General features: G+C 69.9%; 20 protein-coding genes and 1 pseudogene. 15 read left to right on the top strand and 6 right to left on the bottom strand.

Going from position 1 to position 20,662, the window contains the following annotated elements:
* Window positions 1–482 precede the first annotated feature (482 nt).
* From ACTWP9_RS26000 to ACTWP9_RS25990, 3 genes are all read left to right on the top strand, one after another.
* Window positions 483–1,193, top strand: a complete 711-nt coding sequence (locus ACTWP9_RS26000) for a DUF5701 family protein (RefSeq protein ID WP_443248692.1) — start codon at window positions 483–485, stop codon at window positions 1,191–1,193.
* A 78-nt stretch (window positions 1,194–1,271) separates the two neighbouring features.
* The gene (locus ACTWP9_RS25995; protein WP_443248691.1) at window positions 1,272–1,871 is read left to right on the top strand and encodes a dihydrofolate reductase family protein; all 600 of its coding nucleotides are present in this window, start codon (window positions 1,272–1,274) and stop codon (window positions 1,869–1,871) included.
* A 255-nt stretch (window positions 1,872–2,126) separates the two neighbouring features.
* The gene (locus ACTWP9_RS25990; RefSeq protein ID WP_443248690.1) at window positions 2,127–3,680 is read left to right on the top strand and encodes a phytoene desaturase family protein; all 1,554 of its coding nucleotides are present in this window, start codon (window positions 2,127–2,129) and stop codon (window positions 3,678–3,680) included.
* Window positions 3,681–3,835: 155 nt separating this feature from the next.
* On the opposite strand, the gene ACTWP9_RS25985 is transcribed toward ACTWP9_RS25990, so the two are convergent.
* Entirely contained in the window at window positions 3,836–4,543 is a 708-nt protein-coding gene (locus tag ACTWP9_RS25985) for a class I SAM-dependent methyltransferase (protein WP_443248689.1), read from the bottom strand.
* A 584-nt stretch (window positions 4,544–5,127) separates the two neighbouring features.
* Here ACTWP9_RS25985 and ACTWP9_RS25980 point away from each other — a divergent pair.
* From ACTWP9_RS25980 to ACTWP9_RS25970, 3 genes are all read left to right on the top strand, one after another.
* Window positions 5,128–6,117 (top strand): BtrH N-terminal domain-containing protein, encoded by a 990-nt coding sequence (locus ACTWP9_RS25980; protein ID WP_443248688.1) that lies wholly within the window; start codon window positions 5,128–5,130, stop codon window positions 6,115–6,117.
* Between the two features lie 179 nt (window positions 6,118–6,296).
* A complete protein-coding gene (locus ACTWP9_RS25975; protein WP_443248687.1) occupies window positions 6,297–7,037 on the top strand; it encodes an FG-GAP repeat domain-containing protein in 741 nt (246 codons plus the stop codon).
* Window positions 7,038–7,407: 370 nt separating this feature from the next.
* Window positions 7,408–7,749 carry a DUF5713 family protein gene (locus ACTWP9_RS25970; protein WP_443248686.1) on the top strand — a complete coding sequence of 114 codons (342 nt, stop codon included), beginning with the start codon at window positions 7,408–7,410 and terminating at the stop codon, window positions 7,747–7,749.
* 296 nt (window positions 7,750–8,045) lie between these two features.
* On the opposite strand, the gene ACTWP9_RS25965 is transcribed toward ACTWP9_RS25970, so the two are convergent.
* Window positions 8,046–8,441: a peptidase inhibitor family I36 protein gene (locus tag ACTWP9_RS25965; protein WP_443248685.1), complete on the bottom strand. Its 396-nt coding sequence runs from the start codon at window positions 8,439–8,441 to the stop codon at window positions 8,046–8,048.
* Window positions 8,442–8,593: 152 nt separating this feature from the next.
* The gene (locus ACTWP9_RS25960; protein WP_443248684.1) at window positions 8,594–9,529 is read right to left on the bottom strand and encodes a GlxA family transcriptional regulator; all 936 of its coding nucleotides are present in this window, start codon (window positions 9,527–9,529) and stop codon (window positions 8,594–8,596) included.
* Window positions 9,530–9,600: 71 nt separating this feature from the next.
* On the opposite strand from ACTWP9_RS25960, the gene ACTWP9_RS25955 reads away from it, so the two are divergent.
* Window positions 9,601–9,936, top strand: a complete 336-nt coding sequence (locus ACTWP9_RS25955) for a cupin domain-containing protein (protein ID WP_443248683.1) — start codon at window positions 9,601–9,603, stop codon at window positions 9,934–9,936.
* A 111-nt stretch (window positions 9,937–10,047) separates the two neighbouring features.
* Complete coding sequence (locus ACTWP9_RS25950; RefSeq protein ID WP_443248682.1) at window positions 10,048–11,223, top strand: UDP-N-acetylglucosamine--N-acetylmuramyl-(pentapeptide) pyrophosphoryl-undecaprenol N-acetylglucosamine transferase; 1,176 nt, start codon at window positions 10,048–10,050, stop codon at window positions 11,221–11,223.
* A gap of 156 nt (window positions 11,224–11,379) precedes the next feature.
* Here the strand turns inward: ACTWP9_RS25950 and ACTWP9_RS25945 are convergent, their stop codons facing one another.
* Window positions 11,380–11,865, bottom strand: a complete 486-nt coding sequence (locus tag ACTWP9_RS25945) for a hypothetical protein (protein WP_443248681.1) — start codon at window positions 11,863–11,865, stop codon at window positions 11,380–11,382.
* Between the two features lie 211 nt (window positions 11,866–12,076).
* Between ACTWP9_RS25945 and ACTWP9_RS25940 the strand changes: the two are divergent.
* The 3 genes and pseudogenes from ACTWP9_RS25940 to ACTWP9_RS25930 all read left to right on the top strand — a co-directional run.
* Window positions 12,077–12,307 (top strand): annotated as a pseudogene (locus ACTWP9_RS25940) (SAM-dependent methyltransferase); the annotation flags it as partial.
* A gap of 104 nt (window positions 12,308–12,411) precedes the next feature.
* Window positions 12,412–14,205 carry a hypothetical protein gene (locus ACTWP9_RS25935; RefSeq protein WP_443248680.1) on the top strand — a complete coding sequence of 598 codons (1,794 nt, stop codon included), beginning with the start codon at window positions 12,412–12,414 and terminating at the stop codon, window positions 14,203–14,205.
* Between the two features lie 300 nt (window positions 14,206–14,505).
* Window positions 14,506–15,357: an aminoglycoside adenylyltransferase domain-containing protein gene (locus ACTWP9_RS25930; protein WP_443248679.1), complete on the top strand. Its 852-nt coding sequence runs from the start codon at window positions 14,506–14,508 to the stop codon at window positions 15,355–15,357.
* Between the two features lie 19 nt (window positions 15,358–15,376).
* Here ACTWP9_RS25930 and ACTWP9_RS25925 read toward each other — a convergent pair whose 3' ends face one another.
* The gene (locus tag ACTWP9_RS25925; protein ID WP_443248678.1) at window positions 15,377–16,015 is read right to left on the bottom strand and encodes a helix-turn-helix domain-containing protein; all 639 of its coding nucleotides are present in this window, start codon (window positions 16,013–16,015) and stop codon (window positions 15,377–15,379) included.
* A 129-nt stretch (window positions 16,016–16,144) separates the two neighbouring features.
* Between ACTWP9_RS25925 and ACTWP9_RS25920 the strand changes: the two genes are divergently transcribed.
* The 3 genes from ACTWP9_RS25920 to ACTWP9_RS25910 all read left to right on the top strand — a co-directional run bounded on the left by ACTWP9_RS25920 (window position 16,145) and on the right by ACTWP9_RS25910 (window position 18,513).
* Window positions 16,145–16,795: an HAD-IA family hydrolase gene (locus ACTWP9_RS25920; protein ID WP_443248677.1), complete on the top strand. Its 651-nt coding sequence runs from the start codon at window positions 16,145–16,147 to the stop codon at window positions 16,793–16,795.
* A gap of 120 nt (window positions 16,796–16,915) precedes the next feature.
* Entirely contained in the window at window positions 16,916–17,854 is a 939-nt protein-coding gene (locus ACTWP9_RS25915) for a MerR family transcriptional regulator (RefSeq protein WP_443248676.1), read from the top strand.
* Window positions 17,855–17,931: 77 nt separating this feature from the next.
* The gene (locus ACTWP9_RS25910) at window positions 17,932–18,513 is read left to right on the top strand and encodes a GNAT family N-acetyltransferase (RefSeq protein ID WP_443248675.1); all 582 of its coding nucleotides are present in this window, start codon (window positions 17,932–17,934) and stop codon (window positions 18,511–18,513) included.
* A 54-nt stretch (window positions 18,514–18,567) separates the two neighbouring features.
* Here ACTWP9_RS25910 and ACTWP9_RS25905 read toward each other — a convergent pair whose 3' ends face one another.
* A complete protein-coding gene (locus ACTWP9_RS25905; protein ID WP_443248674.1) occupies window positions 18,568–18,999 on the bottom strand; it encodes an ASCH domain-containing protein in 432 nt (143 codons plus the stop codon).
* A 297-nt stretch (window positions 19,000–19,296) separates the two neighbouring features.
* On the opposite strand from ACTWP9_RS25905, the gene ACTWP9_RS25900 reads away from it, so the two are divergent.
* Window positions 19,297–20,637 carry a HEAT repeat domain-containing protein gene (locus tag ACTWP9_RS25900; RefSeq protein ID WP_443248673.1) on the top strand — a complete coding sequence of 447 codons (1,341 nt, stop codon included), beginning with the start codon at window positions 19,297–19,299 and terminating at the stop codon, window positions 20,635–20,637.
* Window positions 20,638–20,662 lie beyond the last annotated feature (25 nt).

Here is a 20,662-nt window from a genome sequence, read left to right as displayed (position 1 = left end):
CGCGCTGCCAGCCGAGGCAACCGCCCAGGGCCGTAGCAAGTCTGATCGCCGGAGTGCCCGCGGCCACTCCCGCCGACGCGTTCTGCCTGCGTAACGGCTTCAGCCGCGTCCTGACACCGCAGCATCTGCTGCTATCACCCAGCGAAGTGCAGAACGGTTGTCTCGCCGTACTGACCGCCGCCCCGCTACCCCGCCACCCCGGCTACCGCGCCGTTGAGCGGCAGCACACCGTGCCGGACGGGCTCGTCGGATCAAGCCCGCCCACCGCGGCCACGGCCTCGGCGTCCGACTCAAGGCACAGATGCTGCGCCGCTGCACGACGAACATCCGCAGGTCACCGAGGGGGTGATGGACAATGCCGCCGACAACACCCGCGTACTGGCGTTCGACAAGGAGCTCGGCTTCCGCCACGAACGCACCACCTACCAGTACCAACTCGCCCTTACCGCCAGAAACTTACGACACAGACGAGAGGAACCCGTATGGCCGCACCCTCCCACCCCGCGCCTTCCCATTCCGCCGCCTCCATGCCCGACCCCTTCGATCCCGCGGCGGAGTTCGACCGGCAGGTCCACACCCTCGTCGAACGCGGATACCCGGAGGCGTCCGGCCTCGGCGACAAGAAGTTCGCCGCCCTGCTCGCCCCACTGCGGGACACCGCCGTGACGATGAAGGACACCGCGCACGCTCCCGACACCGGCCGTGTGGGGTTCGTCCTTGTCGTGACCCGCGAAGTCCTCCCCGTCCAGGAGACGATGCCCCGCACCACCCTGGACGGCGGGAGACTGCCCGGATTCGTCGACCGCTCCTTCGAGCCGGGAGCCCTGGAACGCTTCGTCGCCACCGAGGAGACCGAACTCCCCGACCCCAAGGCGTATCTGCTCGTCGGTGCCGAACGCGGTGAGGAGTTCTGCGGCGCCGTGCCGAGTGACGCCATGGCCACCGTCACGGAGCGCGGCCGTACCCTGCTCACCATCGAGGAGGGGATCGCACTGATAACCCACTTCCCCCAGGTCCTCGTGAAGAACAAGTGCTTCTCGCTCGGCGGTTCCCGGAGCGGAGACCGCCGTGTGCCCGCCCTCTGGATCAGCCAGAAGGCGCCGAAGCTCGGATGGTGCTGGCAGGGCAACCCCCACACCTGGCTCGGCATGGCCTCCGCCTCCGGACGACGCGCGGCGCCTGCCCGCTCCTGAAGTCCGGAGCGTCCGCACCGAGGCGCTCGACCAACCCCGGCACCACCGTCACGACCGATCGACGAAGGAAACCACCACATGCGCAAGCTCGTGTACTACATCGCCTCCACGCTCGACGGCTTCATCGCCGGGCCGGACGGCGGCGACCCCACGGGCCCGGAGGGCTTCTGGGCCCCCGCCGAGGACTATGTCCAGCACCTCGTCACCGAGTACCCCGAAACCCTTCAGGGGCCGGCCCGGGAAGCGCTCGGTGTCACGGCCCAGGGCACCTGCTTCGACACCGTCGTCGAGGGTCGTAAGAGCTACGAAGTCGGTCTCGCGGCCGGCGTCTCCAACGCCTACCCGCACCTACGCCACCTGGTCTTCTCCCGGACCCTCACCCAGAGCCCGGACCCCGACGTCGAGATCGTCGCCGACGATCCCGCGTCCACCGCGCGGAAGCTCAAGCAGGACGGCAGCGGAAAGGACATCTGGCTCGTCGGCGGCGCCGAACTGGCCGGCGCCCTCTACTCCGAGATCGACCGCCTGATCGTCAAGCTCAGCCCGCTCACCATCGGCACCGGTATCCCCCTCTTCGGCCACAACGCCGCCTTCTCCCCGAGCGCCTGGAACCTCACCGACCACACCGTCCTCCCCAGCGGAGCGGCCTTCCTCACCTACGACCGCCAACCCCGGTGACGCGAGCACGCCTGCGATACGCGCACCCGCGTTACGTGCTCCCGCGGTACGCGGCTGCCCGAACAGAGCGCAAGGACCCGGACGAGCCGCCGCCCAGCCGATACGGGACCCCCGCATCGCGCCCGCAAGGTCACCGCAGGCGTCCTCAATCACCCCTCAGACCCGCGTCATCCCTTCGCACAGCAGCCGACTGAACGGTCCGAGGGAGCACGCGGGATCTGCACGCGCCCGGCGCCCGCGTGCTAGGAAGAACCCATGCCCGTACACGAGCGATACGACGCCGTCATCGTCGGCGGCGGCCACAACGGTCTGGTCGCCGCCGCCTACCTCGCCCGGGCGGGCCGCACCGTGCTGGTGCTGGAACGGCTGGGCACCACGGGCGGCGCCGCCGTCTCCACGCGTCCCTTCGCCGGGGTGGACGCCCGCCTGTCCCGCTACTCGTACCTCGTGAGCCTGCTCCCGCAGAAGATCGTCCGGGAGCTGGGGCTGAACTTCACCCTCCGCAAGCGCACGGTGTCCTCGTACACCCCGGCCCACCGCGATGGCCGCCCGACGGGCCTGCTCGTAGGCGGCGGCCCCGACCGTACGAGGGAGTCGTTCGAACGGCTCACCGGCGGCACCGCCGAGTACACCGCGTGGGAGGACTTCTACGGCATGACCCGGCGCGTGGCCGAGCGGGTGTTCCCGACCCTGACGGAGCCGCTGCCCAGCCGGGACGAACTGCGCCGCCGCGTCGGCGACGACGCGGCCTGGCGCATGCTCTTCGAAGAACCCGTCGGCGCCGCGATCGAGGCGCACTTCAGCGACGACCTGGTCCGCGGCGTCGCCCTCACGGACGCCCTCATCGGCACCTTTGCGGATGCCCACGACCCGTCCCTCAGACAGAACCGGTGCTTCCTCTACCACGTGATCGGCAACGGCACGGGCGACTGGGACGTGCCCGTCGGCGGCATGGGGGCGTTCACGGACGCGCTGGCCGCCGCCGCCCGCTCGGCGGGTGCAGAGATCGTCACGGGCCACCAGGTGACCCGCGTCGAGACAGACGGACGGCAGCACGCCGACGTGACATACCGGACGCCGGAAGCCGAAGGCACAGTCGCCGCCCGCCACGTTCTCGTGGGCGCCTCGCCCCGGGAGCTCGCCGCGCTGCTGGGCGAGGAGCCGCCGGCTCCCGTCGAGGGAGCCCAGCTCAAGGTCAACATGCTGTTGAAGCGGCTGCCAAGGCTCCGCGACCCTGCCGTCGACCCGGAACTGGCGTTCGGGGGCACCTTCCACATCGCCGAGGGCTACGGCCAGTTGGCCGCCGCGTACGCCGATGCCGCCGCCGGCCGGCTGCCCGCCGCCCCACCCGCCGAGATCTACTGCCACTCGCTCACGGACCCCAGCATCCTCGGACCGGAACTCGCCGAACGGGGCTGCCACACCCTCACCCTCTTCGGCCTTCACACCCCGGCCCATCTGTTCACCCGCGACAACGACGCCGTACGCGACGCGTTGCTGAAGTCGACCGTGGCCCAGCTCGACGCCCACCTCGCCGAGCCGCTGGCGGACTGTCTGGCCATCGACGCCGACGGCAGGCCCTGCATCGAGGCGAAGACCCCACTCGACCTGGACCGCGACCTCGGACTCCCCGGCGGCAACATCTTCCACCGCGACCTCGCCTTCCCCCACGCCCAGGACGGCACAGGACGCTGGGGCGTGGAAACCCGGCACGCCAACGTCCTGCTCTGCGGGGCAGGCGCCGTGCGCGGCGGCGGCGTCAGCGGCATTCCCGGCCACAACGCAGCGATGGCCGTGCTGGGACGCTGACCGCCACGGAGGAGCGGATCCATGCGGAGAGCGCAAACAAGTACTGACACACCGACGCACGTTCTGCCGCGTCCTGGTCTTCTCTGGTGCGGCGGAATTCGTGGTCGTGGGGCTCGGGTCGTACTGCGACCCAGAAGGCGTCCCCGTTCACTCACTCAGAAGGCGCGGAATTCCTCGAAGGGCGGCTCGAACGAGGGGTCGGGCAAGCGGATGGCCTTGAACCGAGTCACTGGTTCGGTCCGAGGACCGGAAGCAACCGTGCTCGGAGATCCGTTGGGAAAGGCGTCGGAAACGACTGTCCATCCCAGGTTCCGCTCGTAGTAGCGCACGGCGGTTTGCACTGACGACGCCCAGGCGTCGTCGATGACGATCAGTCCGCCAGGGCGGACGAGCTTGCGCAGAAAATAGCAGTCGACGAAGATCTCGTGGAACCGATGACTGCCATCGACAAATGCCGCGTCGGCGACGAAACCTTCTGTGAGGAGTTGCGGAAGCGCGATCGACGAAGGAGCGAGCGTGAGCGAGGCGATCGAGTCCAGACCCGCAGAGCGCAGAAGGTCCCAGCCGACGTTCGACCAGTCACCTTCTTGAAACGGGTCGATGATGACGTGCCGAGGCCGCGGAGCGTCGATGGTGACCAGCGCCTCACCGATCGCGAGCGCGGAACTGGCGTAGGCGAGACCGATCTCGACAACCGTCTGTGCGCCCTCGCTGATCAGCAAGTCGCGGAGATGGTCACAATCGCGTTCGGGGACCGTGATCCTCTCGAAGTCGCCCTCAGGGCCTCGTGTTCGCGGAGGCCCCTCCCGCGCGAGCCGACGGCGTACCTCGCGGACCCGCGCCTTACGTTCATCCGCATTCATCACCCGGGACCACTCCTACTCGCCGAGAGAGCAATCTGCCCAACGAGGAGGGACGGAAACAAGTCGGTCGGCGGCGGGGGGTTGGAAAAGCTGATTGTGCAGAATCGACAAGGGCTGCTGAGCACACTTCACTGAAGCGGGGAGGCACTTCGGGAGAGAGAGGTACCTGATCTGCCTTCCCATCTGAACTCTCGTGGGCGCATTACGAGCGCACCCTTGGAGGCCGCGAGGTACAGCGGTGGACTCTCCCACCGTGGGAGAGTCCACCATGATGGCGTGCAAGACGAACTTCTCACCATCGGGCGCTTCGCCCGCCTATGCCGGGTCAGCTTCCGGCGGCTGCGGCACTGCGGCGAAATGGGGCTGTTGACTCCAGCCAGCGTGGACGAGCGCCCATGCTCGGCAAAGCGGGAATCGCATGGGAGCCGCAAGCGTCTACAACGCCCTCTTCGCCGCCACCTACGAGCAGGGGTTGCGCCCGCAAGCGTCCGTACGCGAGAGCTGCCTTGCCTCATCCGGCCGACAGAGGCACCGCCGAAAGAACTGATGACCCAGCTGATCAGTCCCGTTCAGGAGAGCATGGCATGACGACGGTGAAAGACATCGATGCCCGCGGTACGCAGCACTGCGAGACGACAGCTGTGGGGGTGCTGCTGCGGCACCAAGGACTCGATCTGTCCGAGCCCATGCTCTTCGGCCTCGGCTCCGGTCTGTCCTTCATCTACTGGGACAGCAAGAACATGGGGTTCCCCTTCCTCGGGGGACGGATCAAACCGTTCGATCTCTCCAGAAACCTGGCCAACAGGCTTGGGCTGGAGCTCCTGGTCCAGGAGACCACCTCCCCCCGCAGGGCATGGGACAACGTGGCAGCCCTCATCGACGCCGGCCACCCCGTCGGGCTGCAGCTGGACAGCTACTACCTGGACTACTTCACCTCGAAGGTGCACTTCGGCGGCCATGTCGTCGCCATGTACGGCTACGACGACCACCATGCCTACCTCGTGGACACCGACCAGCAAGGCGGAGCGGTATCCACCAGCCTGGCCGGCCTCGCTCAGGCGAGGGCCGCGCGCGGGCCGATGACCGCCAAGCACCGGTCCTTCACTCTCACCGCTCCGAGGAACCTGCCCTCCCCACAGGGCCAGATCGTTCCCGCCATCACCGCCTGCGCCCACGCCTTCCTCAACCCGCCCATCGCCAATCTGGGTCACCGTGGCATCGAGAAGGCCGGCAAGCTGGTACGCACATGGCTCCAGAGGACCGACAACCCACAGCGGGACCTGCCACAGGCAGCGCGCTTGATGGAGAAAGCCGGCACCGGCGGCGCCCTGTTCCGTAATCTCTACCGTGACTTCCTCGCCGAATGCGCCCAACTGCTCGACAGCAGCCACCTGCGCACCGGCCTCGGGCTGTACGCCGAGGCAGCCACCCTGTGGACGGAAGCCGCGGCACTGATCGCTGAAGCCGGTGAATCAGGCGATGCACAGTACCTGGAACAGGCAGGCACCGTCCTCCGCGATCTTTCACGCATGGAGCGCGAGGCCATGCAGGCGCTGAGCTGCCTGCAGGAGTGAGGCACGTCCTCGTCGCCCTCGCCGAGTTCATCCGCGCGCTCATCGCCCGCACCAACGAGGGCCTGGCCCCTTCCTCCCGCTGGAAATGTCACGGTGCCGTCACACGGAGATCCAGTCGTGAACTTACCTAGCTGCGCGGCCATCTGACGTCGCGACAACAACAGAAGGGAAGCTCTCCGATGCTTCGCACACGCTCACGTTGGATCGCCGTGCCGCTCGCGGCAGCCGCCCTGACCCTGACCTACGCCGGCTACGCCGGGGCGGCCGGATCTTCGGCCCCGGGCGGCACGACCTCCGGCCACGCCGCCGACGCGCAGGCGGCGTGCCTCGTCGACGCGGCCACACTGGTCGGTGACCTGGACGGCGACGGCACCCCGGACAAGATCACCAACCCTGGGCACTCCGGCACCAAGATGACGATCCAGTGGGGCACCCAGGACGGCTCGTTCGGCGAGAAGGTCTCCGTCAGGGACCTTCTCGGCGCGAAGAAGGGAGAGATAGCGACCGCGGCGGTCGCCGATTTCCAGAACGACGGCACCCTGGACATGGTCGTCAACATCGTCGAACCGTCCGGCGGAGACGACCCCTCCACAGCACGCCTCGCGGAATACCGCCCTGGCCCCCTCGACCGCACAAACCTGCACTCCGCCGACTCGGTGCACTCCGACATCGGAGACCACGGCGAGGCCCAGCAGCTGAGCATCGCCCGCTACAACGACGACGCATACCCCGACCTGGCCATCCTCAACAACGCCGGTGACGGGCAGCTGGACCGGGACGTGCGCCTCTCCGAGCAGGGCGGTGGCCTGGGGAACTACGACTACGAGGCGAAGCAGAAGTACGGCGAGTTCGGGACGTGGCCCGAACCGCCGGCCATGCCCAGCGACGGCTGGCAGCAGTTCTACAAGCCCTGCTCCTGACCACAACCGGGCGCCGTCGGCCCGTCCTCCAGGACACCCACGGCGCCCGGCGCCCCCGTATGCCGTGCCGAAAATCGACCCGGCGCTGCGGTGCGGGCGTGTGCAGCCACCTCCGGGTGAGCTGCACCGACCAGGTCGACTACGTGGGGGAAGCCACAGGTCCAACGCCCACCTCAGCTCAAGTGAGGCGGGACGACCTCGTCGCCGCAGAACGCCAACGCGCTGGTGCGCACCTTGATACGGACGAACGGGGACAGGGCGGCGTGCGTGTTCGTCGTTCTCCGCAGTATTCCGGCTGCGTCAGCAATGTCAGTGGTCTGGTGCACGATCAAGGTGCCACATCGTTCGCCGAGCAAGGGCGGGGAGCCACATGCCCATCAGCAATCAGCAAGTGACCGCACACTCCTTTCTGCGGGGGCTGTACGAGGACGACTTCTACCCCCATCACGTGGTCGACCAGGGAAAGGTGATCCTGGTCCGGCTGTGCGAGCGCATCGAGGCGGACCCGCCCGCCGACCTGGCCGCGCTCTACGCTCTGACTCAGGCCGCCACCGAGGAGTTCAACGCCCTGGAGGCCGAGTTCGAGGCCGCCGGCAGCGAGATCGAGACCGTGGCCCGCGAGGAGATAGCCGAAGACTTCTGGTTCGTCGCCCACGCCTACGGCTTCCCGGACGCGGACGCGGAAGAGCTGATCGCTACGCGGGAGTGGTGAGTCAGCCCGGTCCTCGCCACCGACAGCGACCTCGATGGAAGACGAGAGCCGACCTGGCGCGTTGGGACCGCTGCCGCTGGCGCAGCGTGGTGCGGGGCCGATCCCTGACCCGTACCCGTGCGTATGTGTCTTCCTCCCCCAAGAAAGCGGCCCGCTCCTGCTGGGGAACGGGCCGCTCGGACACCCACCGTTGGAGCTTCCCGAATTGCCCGCGTGCGGGCTCGGCGTGGCCGCTCGCGCAGTTCCCCGCGCCCCTACGGGGCGCCTTCCCGTGTACGAGGACTCGCCGCTCAGGGTCAGCCGCAGTCGTTGTGGTTGATGCGCAGGGAGCGGGTCTGGTCGTTGAGGTTGTAGCCGCGCAGGTCGTGGATGGAGCCGCCGCTCTTGGTCACGCACACCCAGCGTCCGGCGAAGTCGCGCTTCTCGTAGACGCGGACGGTGCGGTCACTGTTGTTGCGGATCGAGCTGCCGCGGTTGCGGATGGCGGTCGGCAGGTCTTTCACACTGCCGTCGACAGCGCGCTTGATCCACGGCTGGCCGCCGAAGTTGATCTCAGGGAAGATGCACACGTAGCCGTTGGGGCAGTCGATCACTGCCGCCTTGGCGGAAGCCGGTGCGGCAGCAGGTGCCGCGGCGGTCACGAGGGGCACGGCGAGGGCAGCGGCCATCAGGCCGCGGGAGAGGGTGTTCACGCCGGAATTCAAGCGGCAGGACATTCCCGGCACGGCGACCGGAAGGTCAAACCACACGATCAGGGGCACGAGCGGGCTGCCCGGGACCGGTCCAGCTGGCATCGCGGAAGCCTTGGGCGCCCATCAGGGAGAGGGACGTGTCGACGGGGGCATTACGGGACGCGGAACGCCCGCCGGTAGGCGCCGGGCGTCGTGCCCACCTGGTCGCGGAAGCGGCGGCGCAGATTGACCGCCGAAGTGAGACCGACACGGGTCGCGATCGCCTCGACCGGCAAGTCCGTCTCCTCCAGCAGGGTGCGTGCCGCGGCCACCCGGCGGGAGAGCAACCACGCGCCCGGGCTCGTGCCGAGCCGGTCGGCGAAGCGCCGGGCCAGTGTGCGGGGCGAGACGCCGAGGTGCGCGGCCAAGTCGTCCACCGACAACGGCGTCCCGAGGCGCTCGCCGGCCCATTCGAGCAGGCCGTCGAGCGCGTCGCCGGGCGGTTGGGTCGGCGCGTACTGCACCTGGCCGCCCTCCCGGTGCGGCGGCAGGACCATGTGGCGCGCGATGAGGGCGGCGTGCGCGGCGCCATGGTCCTGTCGGACCAGGTGCAGACACAGGTCGATCCCCGCGCCCGCGCCACCGCTGGTGGCGACGTCGCCGTGATCGACGTAGAGCCGGTCCGACTCCACGCGCACCTGAGGGAACTCCCGCCTCAGCTGCTCGGCGCGCGCCCAGTGCGTGGTGGCCGAGCGGCCGTCCAACAGCCCCGTTCGGGCCAGCGCGAACACCCCGGAGCAGATCGTGACCAGCCGCGCCCCACGCGTGTGTGCCGTCAGCAACGCGCGGCGCACGCGATCGGAGAGTGGCACCTCAACCGGCAACCAGCCCGGGATGATCACGGTGTCCGCGGACTCGAGCGCCGACAGGCCCTGCGACACGTACATCGCGTACCCGCCCGAGGTGGGCACCTGGCCGGGCGTCTCCGTGCACACCTCGAACTCGTAGTGATGCGGCACTCCGGCCCGCTGTGTGCCGAAGACCTCGACGGCGCAGCCGAGCTCGAACGTCGACTGCACCGGCCGCACCAGGGCCACCACGCGATGCATGGCAGGAAAGTACCCCATGGTGTCTGCGCAGACTCTGCCCGCCCCGGCCCGCGCACGGCACCGTAAGAGGCATGCACCCTGAGATCCTCGCCCAGGAGGGCTACACCTCCGTCTGCGTCGACGAATCCCCGGTCCGCGAGCTGTTCCCCGGGATCCGGCTACGCCCGTTGTGGAAGGGACCGACCGGCGCGCACGCCAACGTCCTGGAGATGGACCCGGGCACCTCCTGGCCGCGCCGCGACGTCCACGAGCCCGGGCCGGAGGAGGTCTACGTCGTCGCGGGCACCTTCAACGACGGAGCACGCGACTACCCGGCAGGGACCTTCCTGCACGCCCCGGCCGGATCGTGGCACGTACCCGCGACCACCACCGGCTGCACGCTGTTTCTCTTCTACCCAGCGGGTTAGGACGGTCTTCGGTTCACGCGACGAGGAACCGGGCCCGATGCGCCGGTTCCCCGCCCAGTTGTTGAGCATGCACGTGCCTGCGTAGTCGGCAGGGCCGGTAGGGTGCGCGGGGTGAATGATGCTGCCTCCCTTCGCCGTCCCTTCCGCCTGCTTGTCACGGGGGGAGGCACTGGCGGCCACACCTATCCCGCCCTGACGGCCGTGCGCACGTTGCAGGCCCGGCTGGTGGAAGCTGGCAGCATGCTCGACGTCCTGTGGATCGGCACCCCTGACGGGCTGGAAGCCCGCGTCGCGCCCGCAGAGGGCATCCCCTTCACGACAGTCGCAACCGGCAAGATCCGGCGTTCCTCGAATCCGCTCAAGATGCTCAGCCCGGCGAACATACGGGACATGGCGCGGGTGCCGCTGGGCGTCGTACAGGCCCGTAAAGCTGTGTCGCGCTTCGGGCCGGACGTCGTTCTCGCCACGGGCGGGTATGTCGCGGTGCCTGCCGGACTCGCTGCGCGAATGTGCAAGCGCCCGCTGGTGCTGCACGAGCAGACCGTGCGGCTCGGGCTGGCGAATCGCAAGCTTGCCGGGTCCGCGACCCGGATCGCGGTCTCCTCGGAGTCGACACTGCCGCTCCTCCCGCACGCTGTACGGGGCTCTGCGGTCGTCACGGGGAACCCGGTCCGGCCCGAGGTGCTGACGGGGCAGGCGGACAGGGCGGTTGCCTCGTTGGGGCTGCACAGCTTCGACCGGCGGCTGCCGACCCTCTACGTCACCGGCGGCGCGCAGGGCGCTCAGCAGATCAACGAAGTGATTCGCGAGGCCCTGCCATGGCTGCTGGAGCGCGCGAACATCGTGCACCAGTGCGGCCCGGCGAACGTCGAGGTCCTGCAGCAGCACGCGGCGGGCCTGCCTGCGGAGCTCGCGGGCCGCTACCACCTCGCGGGGTTCGTCGGGCCGGAGCTGCCCGATGTTCTGGCGCTCGCCGATGTCGTGGTCTCCCGCAGTGGTGCCGGCACCCTTGCCGAGCTGACCGCTCTCGGCAAGCCTGCGGTGTTCGTACCGCTCGCCTCCTCGGCGGGGAACGAGCAGGCCCACAACGCCCGGCACTTGGAGGAGGCGGGCGCGGCCGTCGCTCTCCTCGGTGACGTGACCGAGGGCCGGCTGCGGGACGCGGTGGGGCCGCTGCTGACGGATCCGGCGCGGCGTGCGGGGATGGCGGACGCGGCCCGGGCACACGGCCGGCCGGACGCGGCGGACAGGCTGGTGGACGTGCTCTTGTCCGCCGCCTCCGGCTGACCGGCCCAGCAGGGGCTTGCTACGGGAGGTGCCGGCGGCGCCGGTCCTCGAAGGGTGCGGTGCAGCGGTCCCCGTAACGGTGCCGACCACGCCGTTCTGCGTCATGCCGCGCACGTCGGTTCGACCCGGTGTCCTTGAGGAGTAGTCCAGCTGGCACTACCTCTTCGCCCAGGTCCGCCGCGTGTTCACGTGGCAGGAACGGTGCGCGGCCCACCGGGCTATCGCGCGCTGGACATCGGCCCCGGCCTCGTCGATCGCGTGCACGAGGGCGACGTCGAGATCCCACCCTTCGCCGCCCCATTCGATCAGTTGCGTGACGTCCGATGCCGTACGGAACGACGTCTCCACGATGTCTTCCCAGCCGTCGACGTCCGAAGAAGGCTCCGCCTCGTGCAGTTCGACCGTGAAGGGGACGGAGCCGGTGTGCAAGCCCGTCAGCAGGAACAGGTGTCCGGGAAAGGCCGCCCCGCACAGTCCCGCTTGCTGAGCCATGAAGCACTCATGGAGACCGGCTTCCGGTCCCTCGTCGGGATCAGTGCGGCTATCGATGTACATCTGGCCGTAGGCCACGCTGAATTCGCCGCTGAAGAGTGTTCGCATGACCACCAGCCTGCCGTCGAGATCTGACAACACCGATGGCAAGGGATCGTTCGTCAGCGGCAGCCTGTGAGGACATCCGTCGTGCAGAGGCGGAATTGGTGGCGAGGTTGGCGCCCGGAGGAGTTGTGGGTGCTCCGACGTCGAGGTCGGCCAGCAGCTCGTAACGGGTGGGGCCGAGCTTGCCTGCCGGCGACCGGTCCGCTCTGCCGGTCGGGGCCGAGGCAGTGCTGGGGGTTGTGGGGTATACGAGAAAGCCACCGGCGTCACCATGTACCTCACCGAAGAAGCCACCGCGGCCCACCCTGCGCCAGATCGCCGGACTCGCCCGGCTCGACGCTCGCCATGACCTTCCTGCTGACGACCGACCTTGTCGACGAGGCCGATCGACCTGTCGGGTGCATCGCTCGCCCAGCGCTACTTCGCCGATCGTACCGACGGCCTCCGCCCGTCGAGCGGAGAAGACCTGCTGCTGGCCACCACCTGACCCCTCGTCAACGCCCTCTACGACAAGAAGTCGAAGTCAGCAACAGGATTCCGGGCTTCAAGCCAGGCGGCCGCGGCGGACTCCCATGCCATAGGGTCACGCGCATGCTGGACGGAATCGACGAGGTCGAGTGGGCGGCGCTGGAGCACGCGTACGGTTCGGCGGACGATGTGCCGGACCTGCTGCGGGCGGCCGGCTCGGTGGACGCACAGGTGCGCGAGGAGGCGCTGGACGGGCTGGTCTCGTCGCTCTGCCACCAGGGGTCGATCTATTCGGCAACGGCGGCGGCCGTGCCGTTCGTCGCGCGGCTTGTTCTGGAGGGGCCTGGCGACCGGCTGGCGCTGCTGTGGCTGCTGCATGGGGCGGCCGACGGTACGGGCCCCGAGTACCGGAAGGTACGCCGAGCGGTGGCCGCCGCGTTGCCCGCCCTGCTGCACCTGGCGGTGGACGAGGAGCCGTCCGTCCGGCGCACGATGGTGTGGATCGTCGCCGCCTGTGAGGAGGCTTCGCTGCCGCTGCTCCCGCTGTTGCGGGCCCGGCTGGACGAGGAGGAGGACGCAGAGATACGGGCCAATCTCGTCACGGCGCTCGGCCTGCTCGACGTCTCACCGGACAACAGCAGCACACGCAACCGTGCGCTGCTGTCCGCGCCGGAACCGCTGGTACGCAAGGCGGCGGCGACGGACCTGTTGCGGACGGCGCCGCTGCCACTGCCGACCGCACTGGTGGAATCCGCCCTCGCCGCACACAACGCAGCACCTGCCGCCGAGGAGACGGACCATCCGTGGCCCGGCTCCTACCGGCCGCTCACCGACCGCCTGATGGACGACCCTGACGCGGCGCTCCTGGCGGTGGAGCACGGGCTGCCGCTGGCCTGGGAGCTCACCGAGGTGTGGCGCGACCGCGAGCAGGACGTCCTGCCGTGGCTCGCGGCGTCAGCCGAGGACGCGTGGGATCTGTGCGGCGTGGCGCGGGTGGGCGCCGCGCTGGAGGGTCGCGAGCCGGCGCCGTGGCTGGAGCCTCATCTCCGGTCCGAAGACCCTGCCGTACGGGTGGCGGCGACACTCGCCGCGGTGCGGCTGCGCGTGCCCGGGGCGATCAGCCTCGTCCTGCGTCTGATGGACGAACTGCCGGAGGAATCCGCGACGTTGCAGGTGACTCCCCTCACCGCGCCCGGCGCGGTTGTGCCCGCGGCGGTCGAGGCATTCGGCACGGCGGCGGAACCGGTGGCGCGGCGCATCGCCTCCCAGCCGCGTGCCGAGTGGCTGGACGCGCTGCTGCGCTTCCCCTCGCTTGCCGTCACCTGCGTCGACGACCTGGTACGTCTGCTGCCCGCCTCGGCCGGAGTGCTGGCCGCGCTCGGCCGTGAGGCGGGCCCCGCAGCGGCGGAGGCTCTGCGCGCACGGTCCGAGGACGGCGACCTGCCGGCAGCAATAGCGCTGGCCAGGATCACGGGCGATACGGGCCCGGCGACAGACACGGTGCGGTCGCTGCCGGACGCCGTCGAGCGACGGAGGGCAGCCGTCACGGTTGCTGGCGAACTCGGCCCTCCCGTAGCGGCGTTGCTGCCGCTGGTGGAGGAACGTCTGAAGGCGCCGGCCCGGGAGAGCCGCGCGGACGCGGCCGCCGCGATCTGGCGCGTCACGGGCCGTACGCACGACACGGCACCGGTGATCGCGGACCAGCTCGCCCGCCACGGCGCGCTGCACGAGCCGCACCTCGGCGCCCTGCGCGCACTGCTCGCGATGCGCGAGCTCCCCGCGGCGGCCCGCCCCGCGGTGGAGCACATCGCCGCCTCCCCACGCCGCGTCGTCTCCGGCTTCCCCTGCGACGGAACGCCTCACCCGGACCTGACGGCGAGAAAGCTGGCACGCCGCCTGCTGGCGCCGGCCGACTGACACTGCCGGTCGTCCTGACCGGCTGCGCCTGCCCATGGCCGTCGGCAGCCGGCTGGGTCCACGCCGCCCTGTCCTTGGGAACCGCCGTACCCGGCAAACCACACGGCCCATTCCTTCTCGGTGCGACGTGCGCTTTCCCAACGGACCGCAGCGACTTGCCGCCACAGCGGTGAAGGCGAGGGTGCAGGGGCTCGTCGGACGCGAGCCACCCCGCGACGCCGGATCTTCGCATATCACCCCGAAACCAGCGTTCGGCTGGAGTCCCTCTTGGCGTGGTGACCGCACGGTAGTTTGTCAGCCATGCTGACTGACGATCTTCCCGACGAGGTCCGCCGGACAGTGGAGATGTTCCTCGCCACTGTCGATGAGCTGGCACCGGGGTTGGTCACCGGCTTCTACCTGGTCGGCTCGGTGGCGTTGAACGACTTCCACACTGGTGGCCGTGGTCGAGGTCGGCTCAGTACGGCGAGCGACATCGACTTCGTCGCGGTGACCGACCGGCGACTCCACCGGGAGTCCCAGGAGGTGGCGGCACTTGCGGAGGCACACGTCCGCACCGTCGCCCGGTTTGCCCGGCCGCACCTCGACGGCGCGTTCCTCACCTGGAGCGACCTGACGGCCGGGCCGGACGGCTGCCCGGACGTTCCCTGCGCGCAGGAGAGCCGGTTCGTGCCCGCTGCTCGATTCGGCATCAACCCGGTGACCTTTTGCGAACTGGCCTGGCACGGCATCGCGGTGCGCGGGCCACAGCCGGCCGAAGCGGACGTATGGGCCGAGCAGGCTGCCCTGCGGGCCTTCACCGCCGACAATCTCACTTCCTACTGGCGGCCGTGGTGGCAGCGGAAACGACAGCCGCGCCCCTTGCCGCTCGCCATCGGTCTCAGCGGGTGGTTCCCGGTGTGGGCGGTGCTCGGCGTGAGCCGGCTCCATTACACGCTCGCCACCGGAGGCATGACCTCCAAGTGCGGCGCCGGCCGGTACGCACACAAAGCGTTCGACCCCCGCTGGCACCCCATCATCGAGGAGAGCCTGTACCTGCGCACCGGCGGCGCAGAGGGCCGCCGCCACTACCGCAACCCCTTGGCCCGCCGCCGCGACGCCCTCGCTTTTCTGGACGCCGCCATCGACTCCGCGCCGGCTGCTGGACGCTGAACCCTGCCGGGAGGTTCTGTCAGCCATCCGCCGTCTCTCCCGGGGAATCGACCGAGTGGAGCGGGTAGCGGCGGTCACGGGCTCCGGCGTAGAGCACGGTGACCGTGTATCGGCTGGGCACCTGCCCGGCGTTGCGGTAGGCGTGCGGCCGGTCGGCGCGAAAGTCCAGGGCGTCCGGAGCCGCGACGGCGAAGGTGGCGGAGCCGACCTCCAGGGTGAGGACACCTTCGGTGACATGGATCAGCTCCCTGGTTCCGGCAGGGTGGCCGGTGTCACGGATTTCGTCACCCGGCTGTAGCCGGTGGTCCCACAGCTCATGACGTCCATCGCTGATCAGCAGCACGGTTTCACTCAGCCCGTGCCGGGTGACAAGGCCGTCGGACCGGCGATGGATCCTGCCCAGCTGGCCTGGCAGCTCGATGAGTTCGTTGACGGGCACGTCGAGAGCGGAGCAAAGGCGAGCGAGAGTCGCCACGCTGGGATTGGTGCGCCGGGTCTCGATCTGGTGGATCATGCCGCGGCTGACGCCGCTGTGGGCGGCGAGGTCCTCCAACCGCCATCCCCATGCTGCGCGGGCAGCACGCAGATTGACGGCCAATGTGCGTCCCACCTCGGCAATCGTCTCTTCGCCCCGGGATCCGCCGAACTTCTGCGTCATGTCTGCGCCGCCGTCCTCTGCCAAAATCTTTTTATTGACCTCCATGATCCTGTCATCGCAGAGTGAGGCGTGCACCACCCCGGAGGAAGGGACGCAGCGCCGATGCACCAGCCCGCCATGAAGTGTCATGTGATCTTGTTCGACCTCGATGGCGTCCTGGTCGACTCGATGGGCCTGATCGAACGCATCCTGCGGGAGTGGGCAGCCGGACACGGGCTGGACGGCGACAAGGCCGTCGCTCTCTCTCACGGCCGACGAGACATCGACGTCGTCCGTCTCATCGCTCCTCACCTGGACGCCGACGCAGAGACCCGCCGCATTGTCGAGAGAGAGGAACGCGACTTCACCGGGCTGACAGCGACCCCTGGAGCTGCTCGACTGCTGGAAGCCCTCCCGCCCGGCGCTTGGGGCATCGTCACCTCAGGCACTCGCGCGGTCGCCCAGGGGCGACTCGCCGCTGCCGGGCTGCCGCAGCCCACGCATCTGGTGGCGGCCGATGACATCCAGCACGGCAAGCCCCACCCCGAGGGCTACTTGGCTGCGGCCGAGTTGTTGGGCGCTGCACCCGCCCGATGCGTCGTCGTGGAGGACGCTCCGGCCGGCGTGCGTGCCGCCCATGCGGCGGGGATGCGGTGCATCGGCGTCGGCCGGGCGCTGGACGATGTTGACGCCTTGCTCTCCACCCGTGTCGAGGACCTGCGTAGCGTTCACGCAGAATGCGATCTCGACGGCTTGCTTCTGCGCTTCTCGGCACGCACCAGGCAGCGCTCGCTCGGGTGATCAGCGAGGCGTCGGCGTCTCCGCTTCGAGCGGTACGCCGATGGCCGGCAATCCGGGCTGGTCCACGGGTGGCGAGAGCGGGCTTGAGTCTCCCGTCGGGGGAGACACGAAGGTGGGGTCATGGACGGCAGCACTCTCTACTCGATCGGTGAGCTGGCCCGGCGCACTGGGCTGACGGTCAAGACCATCCGTTTCTACTCCGATCGCGGCATCGTGGTGCCGGCCGACCGCACCCCCGCCGGCTATCGCCGCTACGGTCCCGACGCCGTCGCCCGACTGACCCTGGTACGGACGCTGCGCGCACTCGGACTCGGCCTCGACATGATCCGGCAGGTGGTGAACCGAGAACTGACGCTCGGTGACGTCGCCGAGCAGCACGCGGCCGCGCTGGAAGTACAGATCGCCACCCTGCGGCTGCAGCGGGCGGTGCTGGCGACCGTGGCCAGGAGCAGACCCACACCTGAGGAGATCGAACGCATGCACCAGTTGGCTCAACTCTCCCGCACGGAGCGTCGACGTCTGATCGATGGCTTTCTCGACACTGTCTTCGCAGAGCTGGACAGCAGTCCTGGCCACGCCGCGCCTCGACGCTCCATGACGCCCGAGCTTCCCGACAACGCCACAGACGAACAGGTCGAGGCATGGGTGGAGCTGGCGGAACTGTCGTTGGACCCGGACTTCCGCGACCATGTGCGGAGCGCAGTCGCAACTCACGCGGCCGACCTCTCCGAGAGCGGATCCGCACCGCCGCGCCCAGACGTCGTCGCCATCGTCCGTGACCTCGCCACAGCGGCCGTCCAGTCGGGGATCACCCCGGAATCGCCCCAGGCCGATCCTGTCGTCAAGGCGCTGACCGCAGGCTGTGCGCGCACCCTCGGCCGCCTCGACGACACCGAGCCGCACCGGTGGCTCCTGCCGCGGTTGGAGGCCGCGAACGATCCGCGCCGAGACCGGTACGTCCACCTCCTCGCAGTCATCAACGGCTGGCCGGCCCCGGACCGTCTGACACCGGCGCTCGACTGGTCCGTAACGGCGTTGCGCATACGGGCAGCACGATGACACGACACCTTCACCACGCCGGAGTCCGGCACAGACCTGCCTCGGGTGCCGCCGCAGCCGCCACATACGCTCCGTCCATGGACCAGACCGCCATCCGGCTGGAGGCAGCTGCCACACCAGCGGCTCCCGCTCTTCTCCTGCGTCGGTGGAGCCTGTCGGACGCTGCCGACCTGGTTGAGCTGTACCGGGACGGTGCCTTGCGCCGCTGGACGCACACGGCCGTGGACGACGAGGCGCACGCCACGCGGTGGGTGCGGGATCAGCAGCACGGATGGCAGGCAGGCAATCGCTTCGGATTCGCTGTCGTGGAGACCGGAAATCCGGGCCGCGATGAGGAGTTGGTGGGCCACGTGGCACTCAAGCGTTCCACTGCCGGCGCTCCGTCGGCCGAGGTCGGCTACTGGACCGCGGCACACGCCCGCGGCCGGGGAGTGGCCCCAAGAGCACTGCAGGCGTTGACGGAATGGGCGATCACCGCCTTTGCAGGAGAGGGGCTGGAGCGCCTTGAACTCCTGCACCAGGTGGACAACACCTCGTCCTGCCGCGTCGCACAGAAGTGCCGGTACGCACTGACCGCGCTCCTGCCCGCCGCACCGCCTGCGTTCCCCCTCGAAGGCCACCTCCACACATGGGTGCCCGGTTTCCCTGACGCACATTGACGGGTTCGCGTTCCGCAAGTGCCGGGACCCACGGCACCGTTGTGCTCACTGTTCCTACGCGGGCCGGAGCCGCTTCACCACACGGAAGCGTTCGGTCACGACCAGAGTTCCGTCGCCCACGGTGAAGTCCGGGTCGCCGAGGGAGGAGCGCATCCGGGAACTGTGCCAGAACCGCTCGTGCCGCTCCCTCCAGTCGGCCACGGACACATAGCCCTCACCCTCGTCGCGCACATGCTCCCAACCGACGTCGGCCAGCGGCAGCACCTGGACGTCCGTCGTCTCGATGACAGCGACGGGCCGACCGCTGGAGTCGATGACAGCATGCCGCTCCCCAGGTTGGGGCAAGGGCTCGTTCTCGTGCTCGTACGAAGCCAGGACATCGGTTGTGCTGGTCTTCTCACCGGCCAGGATGGCGGCGACGAGTTGGTCACGCAGCGCACCGGGGAAGGCGAACTCGGCCCTGGGCAAACCGGAGACATCATTCACGGGCCGACCCTACGCCCGAGAACGGCGACCCGCCGCACCGAGCTGTACGCGGCAATCCCCAACTGCCGTACCCGGCTGGCGAAGCGAGCCTTGTCGCCTGGCTGCTCGTCGTCCACGGCAGCGGCCTGGTGATCGGCAACGTCGCCGGGGGCCGGGCACCAGCGCTGCGCTCGCCGGCATCCGCCCTCAGATCGCGGCGCCCCGCCACCCGCGACTGACGGTCGCCGATGTCCTCATAACGAGAGGGGGAGGAAACTGGTGGCCGACTACGCACGAGGCTCTCCCTACACTGCGGGCATGCTCAGTCCTCTCCCCCACCTGCCCGCACCGCACGCCCCCGCGTACGCGTGGGTGGCGTACGACCTGGCCGTCCGCCGGGAGTGGTACTGGATACCGGACCCGCACAGCCGCCCCGAGCGCCCCTCGGACCCCGCGGTGGCGCTCTGCCACGGTGACGGACGCGTACGTGAAGCGGCGCTGCGCACCGGGGTTCCTGGTGGGCTGCTGCCGCTGGTGGCGCTGCGCTGCGCCGACTGGGCCGGGCCGGTGCGGGAGGCGGCACGGCGAGTGCTCGCGGACGCCGGCCCGGAGGCACTGGTGCGGGCAGCGCATGTCGTGCTCCACGCCGCCGCCCGCAAGCACGGCGGTGCCGCACTGCGCCTGCTGGAGACGCGGCTGGCCGAAGGCGGCCCGGAGCTGCGGGAGTCCGCCTTCGCGCACCCGCTGCACGAGGTGCGGCGCTGGGCGTACAGACAGGCTGTGGACAACGGCTGGCTGACGCCCGAACAGTTCGCGCACCGCGCTGTGCGCGACCCCGATGTTGTCGTCCAGGCGCGCTGCGCGGAAGCGGCACTCGCCGCCTGCCCCTCCCCCGTACCGCCCGGGGTGCTCGACGTGCTGCTGGGCGCGCGCAGCGCACGCGTCCGGGCCATCGCCGTCACCGCACTGCGGCGACTGGAGCAGCCGTTGCGGGGTGTCGACTGGCTGGCCGACCGGTCGCCGAGCGTACGAGCCTGCGCGCAGTGGGCCGTACGCCAGGGAGGCGGCGACCCCCTCGCGCACTACCGCCGGGCCGCCGCCGCAGCTCCCGGCCGCGCGCGGCACTCCGTTGTCGCGGGCCTCGGCGAGTGCGGGGGACCCGGGGAGATCGCGCTGGTGCTGCCGTATCTGTCCGACGTACGGCCCGGCGTGCGCGCGGCGGCGGTCGGCGCGCTACGGGCGCTGGGGGCCGCATCCCCCGAGCGCGTCGCGCCGCTGCTGGACGACCCGTCGCCCGCCGTCGTACGACGTGTCTGCGGCGCACTCCTCGCCGACGCGGACGCGCTGCCACCGGACGCGCTGCGGGCCCGGTCGGCGTCGGACCGCCCCCGGCACATCCGGCTGGCGGCCCTGCGCCTGCTCGCGGTCCGCCGTGGCTTGGCCCCGCTCCGAACCGGGCTCGCGCTGGTGGACGACTCGGACCCTGACGTACGCGTCCGGGCCCGCACCCTGGTCACCCGCTGGGCGACGCCCGACTCCGCGGCCCTCGCCGCCGCGCTCCCCGCCCCCGAACGCGCCCGCCTCACCGCCGAGATCGACCACGCGGCCCCCACCCTCGGCCCCTCCACGGTGCGCTTCCTCCACTGGATCCTGCAGTAGCCCCGCCGACCCCGCAATCGAGGAA

Origin of the sequence: Streptomyces sp. 3N207 (assembly GCF_052246355.1) — a bacterium.
Taxonomy (GTDB): Bacteria; Actinomycetota; Actinomycetes; order Streptomycetales; family Streptomycetaceae; genus Streptomyces.
The sequence above is the reverse complement of the archived record's forward strand: the minus strand, read 5'-3'. Positions and strand labels throughout refer to the sequence as shown.

Excerpts from the sequence above, each read along its gene's own strand:
- ACTWP9_RS26000 (WP_443248692.1), top strand. The coding sequence starts at position 483 with ATGGCCGCACCCTCCCACCCCGCGCCTTCCCATTCCGCCGCCTCCATG.
- ACTWP9_RS25995 (WP_443248691.1), top strand. The coding sequence starts at position 1,272 with ATGCGCAAGCTCGTGTACTACATCGCCTCCACGCTCGACGGCTTCATC.
- ACTWP9_RS25990 (WP_443248690.1), top strand. The coding sequence starts at position 2,127 with ATGCCCGTACACGAGCGATACGACGCCGTCATCGTCGGCGGCGGCCAC.
- ACTWP9_RS25985 (WP_443248689.1), bottom strand. The coding sequence starts at position 4,543 with ATGAATGCGGATGAACGTAAGGCGCGGGTCCGCGAGGTACGCCGTCGG.
- ACTWP9_RS25980 (WP_443248688.1), top strand. The coding sequence starts at position 5,128 with ATGACGACGGTGAAAGACATCGATGCCCGCGGTACGCAGCACTGCGAG.
- ACTWP9_RS25975 (WP_443248687.1), top strand. The coding sequence starts at position 6,297 with ATGCTTCGCACACGCTCACGTTGGATCGCCGTGCCGCTCGCGGCAGCC.
- ACTWP9_RS25970 (WP_443248686.1), top strand. The coding sequence starts at position 7,408 with ATGCCCATCAGCAATCAGCAAGTGACCGCACACTCCTTTCTGCGGGGG.
- ACTWP9_RS25960 (WP_443248684.1), bottom strand. The coding sequence starts at position 9,529 with ATGCATCGCGTGGTGGCCCTGGTGCGGCCGGTGCAGTCGACGTTCGAG.
- ACTWP9_RS25955 (WP_443248683.1), top strand. The coding sequence starts at position 9,601 with ATGCACCCTGAGATCCTCGCCCAGGAGGGCTACACCTCCGTCTGCGTC.
- ACTWP9_RS25935 (WP_443248680.1), top strand. The coding sequence starts at position 12,412 with ATGCTGGACGGAATCGACGAGGTCGAGTGGGCGGCGCTGGAGCACGCG.
- ACTWP9_RS25930 (WP_443248679.1), top strand. The coding sequence starts at position 14,506 with ATGCTGACTGACGATCTTCCCGACGAGGTCCGCCGGACAGTGGAGATG.
- ACTWP9_RS25925 (WP_443248678.1), bottom strand. The coding sequence starts at position 16,015 with ATGACGCAGAAGTTCGGCGGATCCCGGGGCGAAGAGACGATTGCCGAG.
- ACTWP9_RS25915 (WP_443248676.1), top strand. The coding sequence starts at position 16,916 with ATGGACGGCAGCACTCTCTACTCGATCGGTGAGCTGGCCCGGCGCACT.
- ACTWP9_RS25910 (WP_443248675.1), top strand. The coding sequence starts at position 17,932 with ATGGACCAGACCGCCATCCGGCTGGAGGCAGCTGCCACACCAGCGGCT.
- ACTWP9_RS25900 (WP_443248673.1), top strand. The coding sequence starts at position 19,297 with ATGCTCAGTCCTCTCCCCCACCTGCCCGCACCGCACGCCCCCGCGTAC.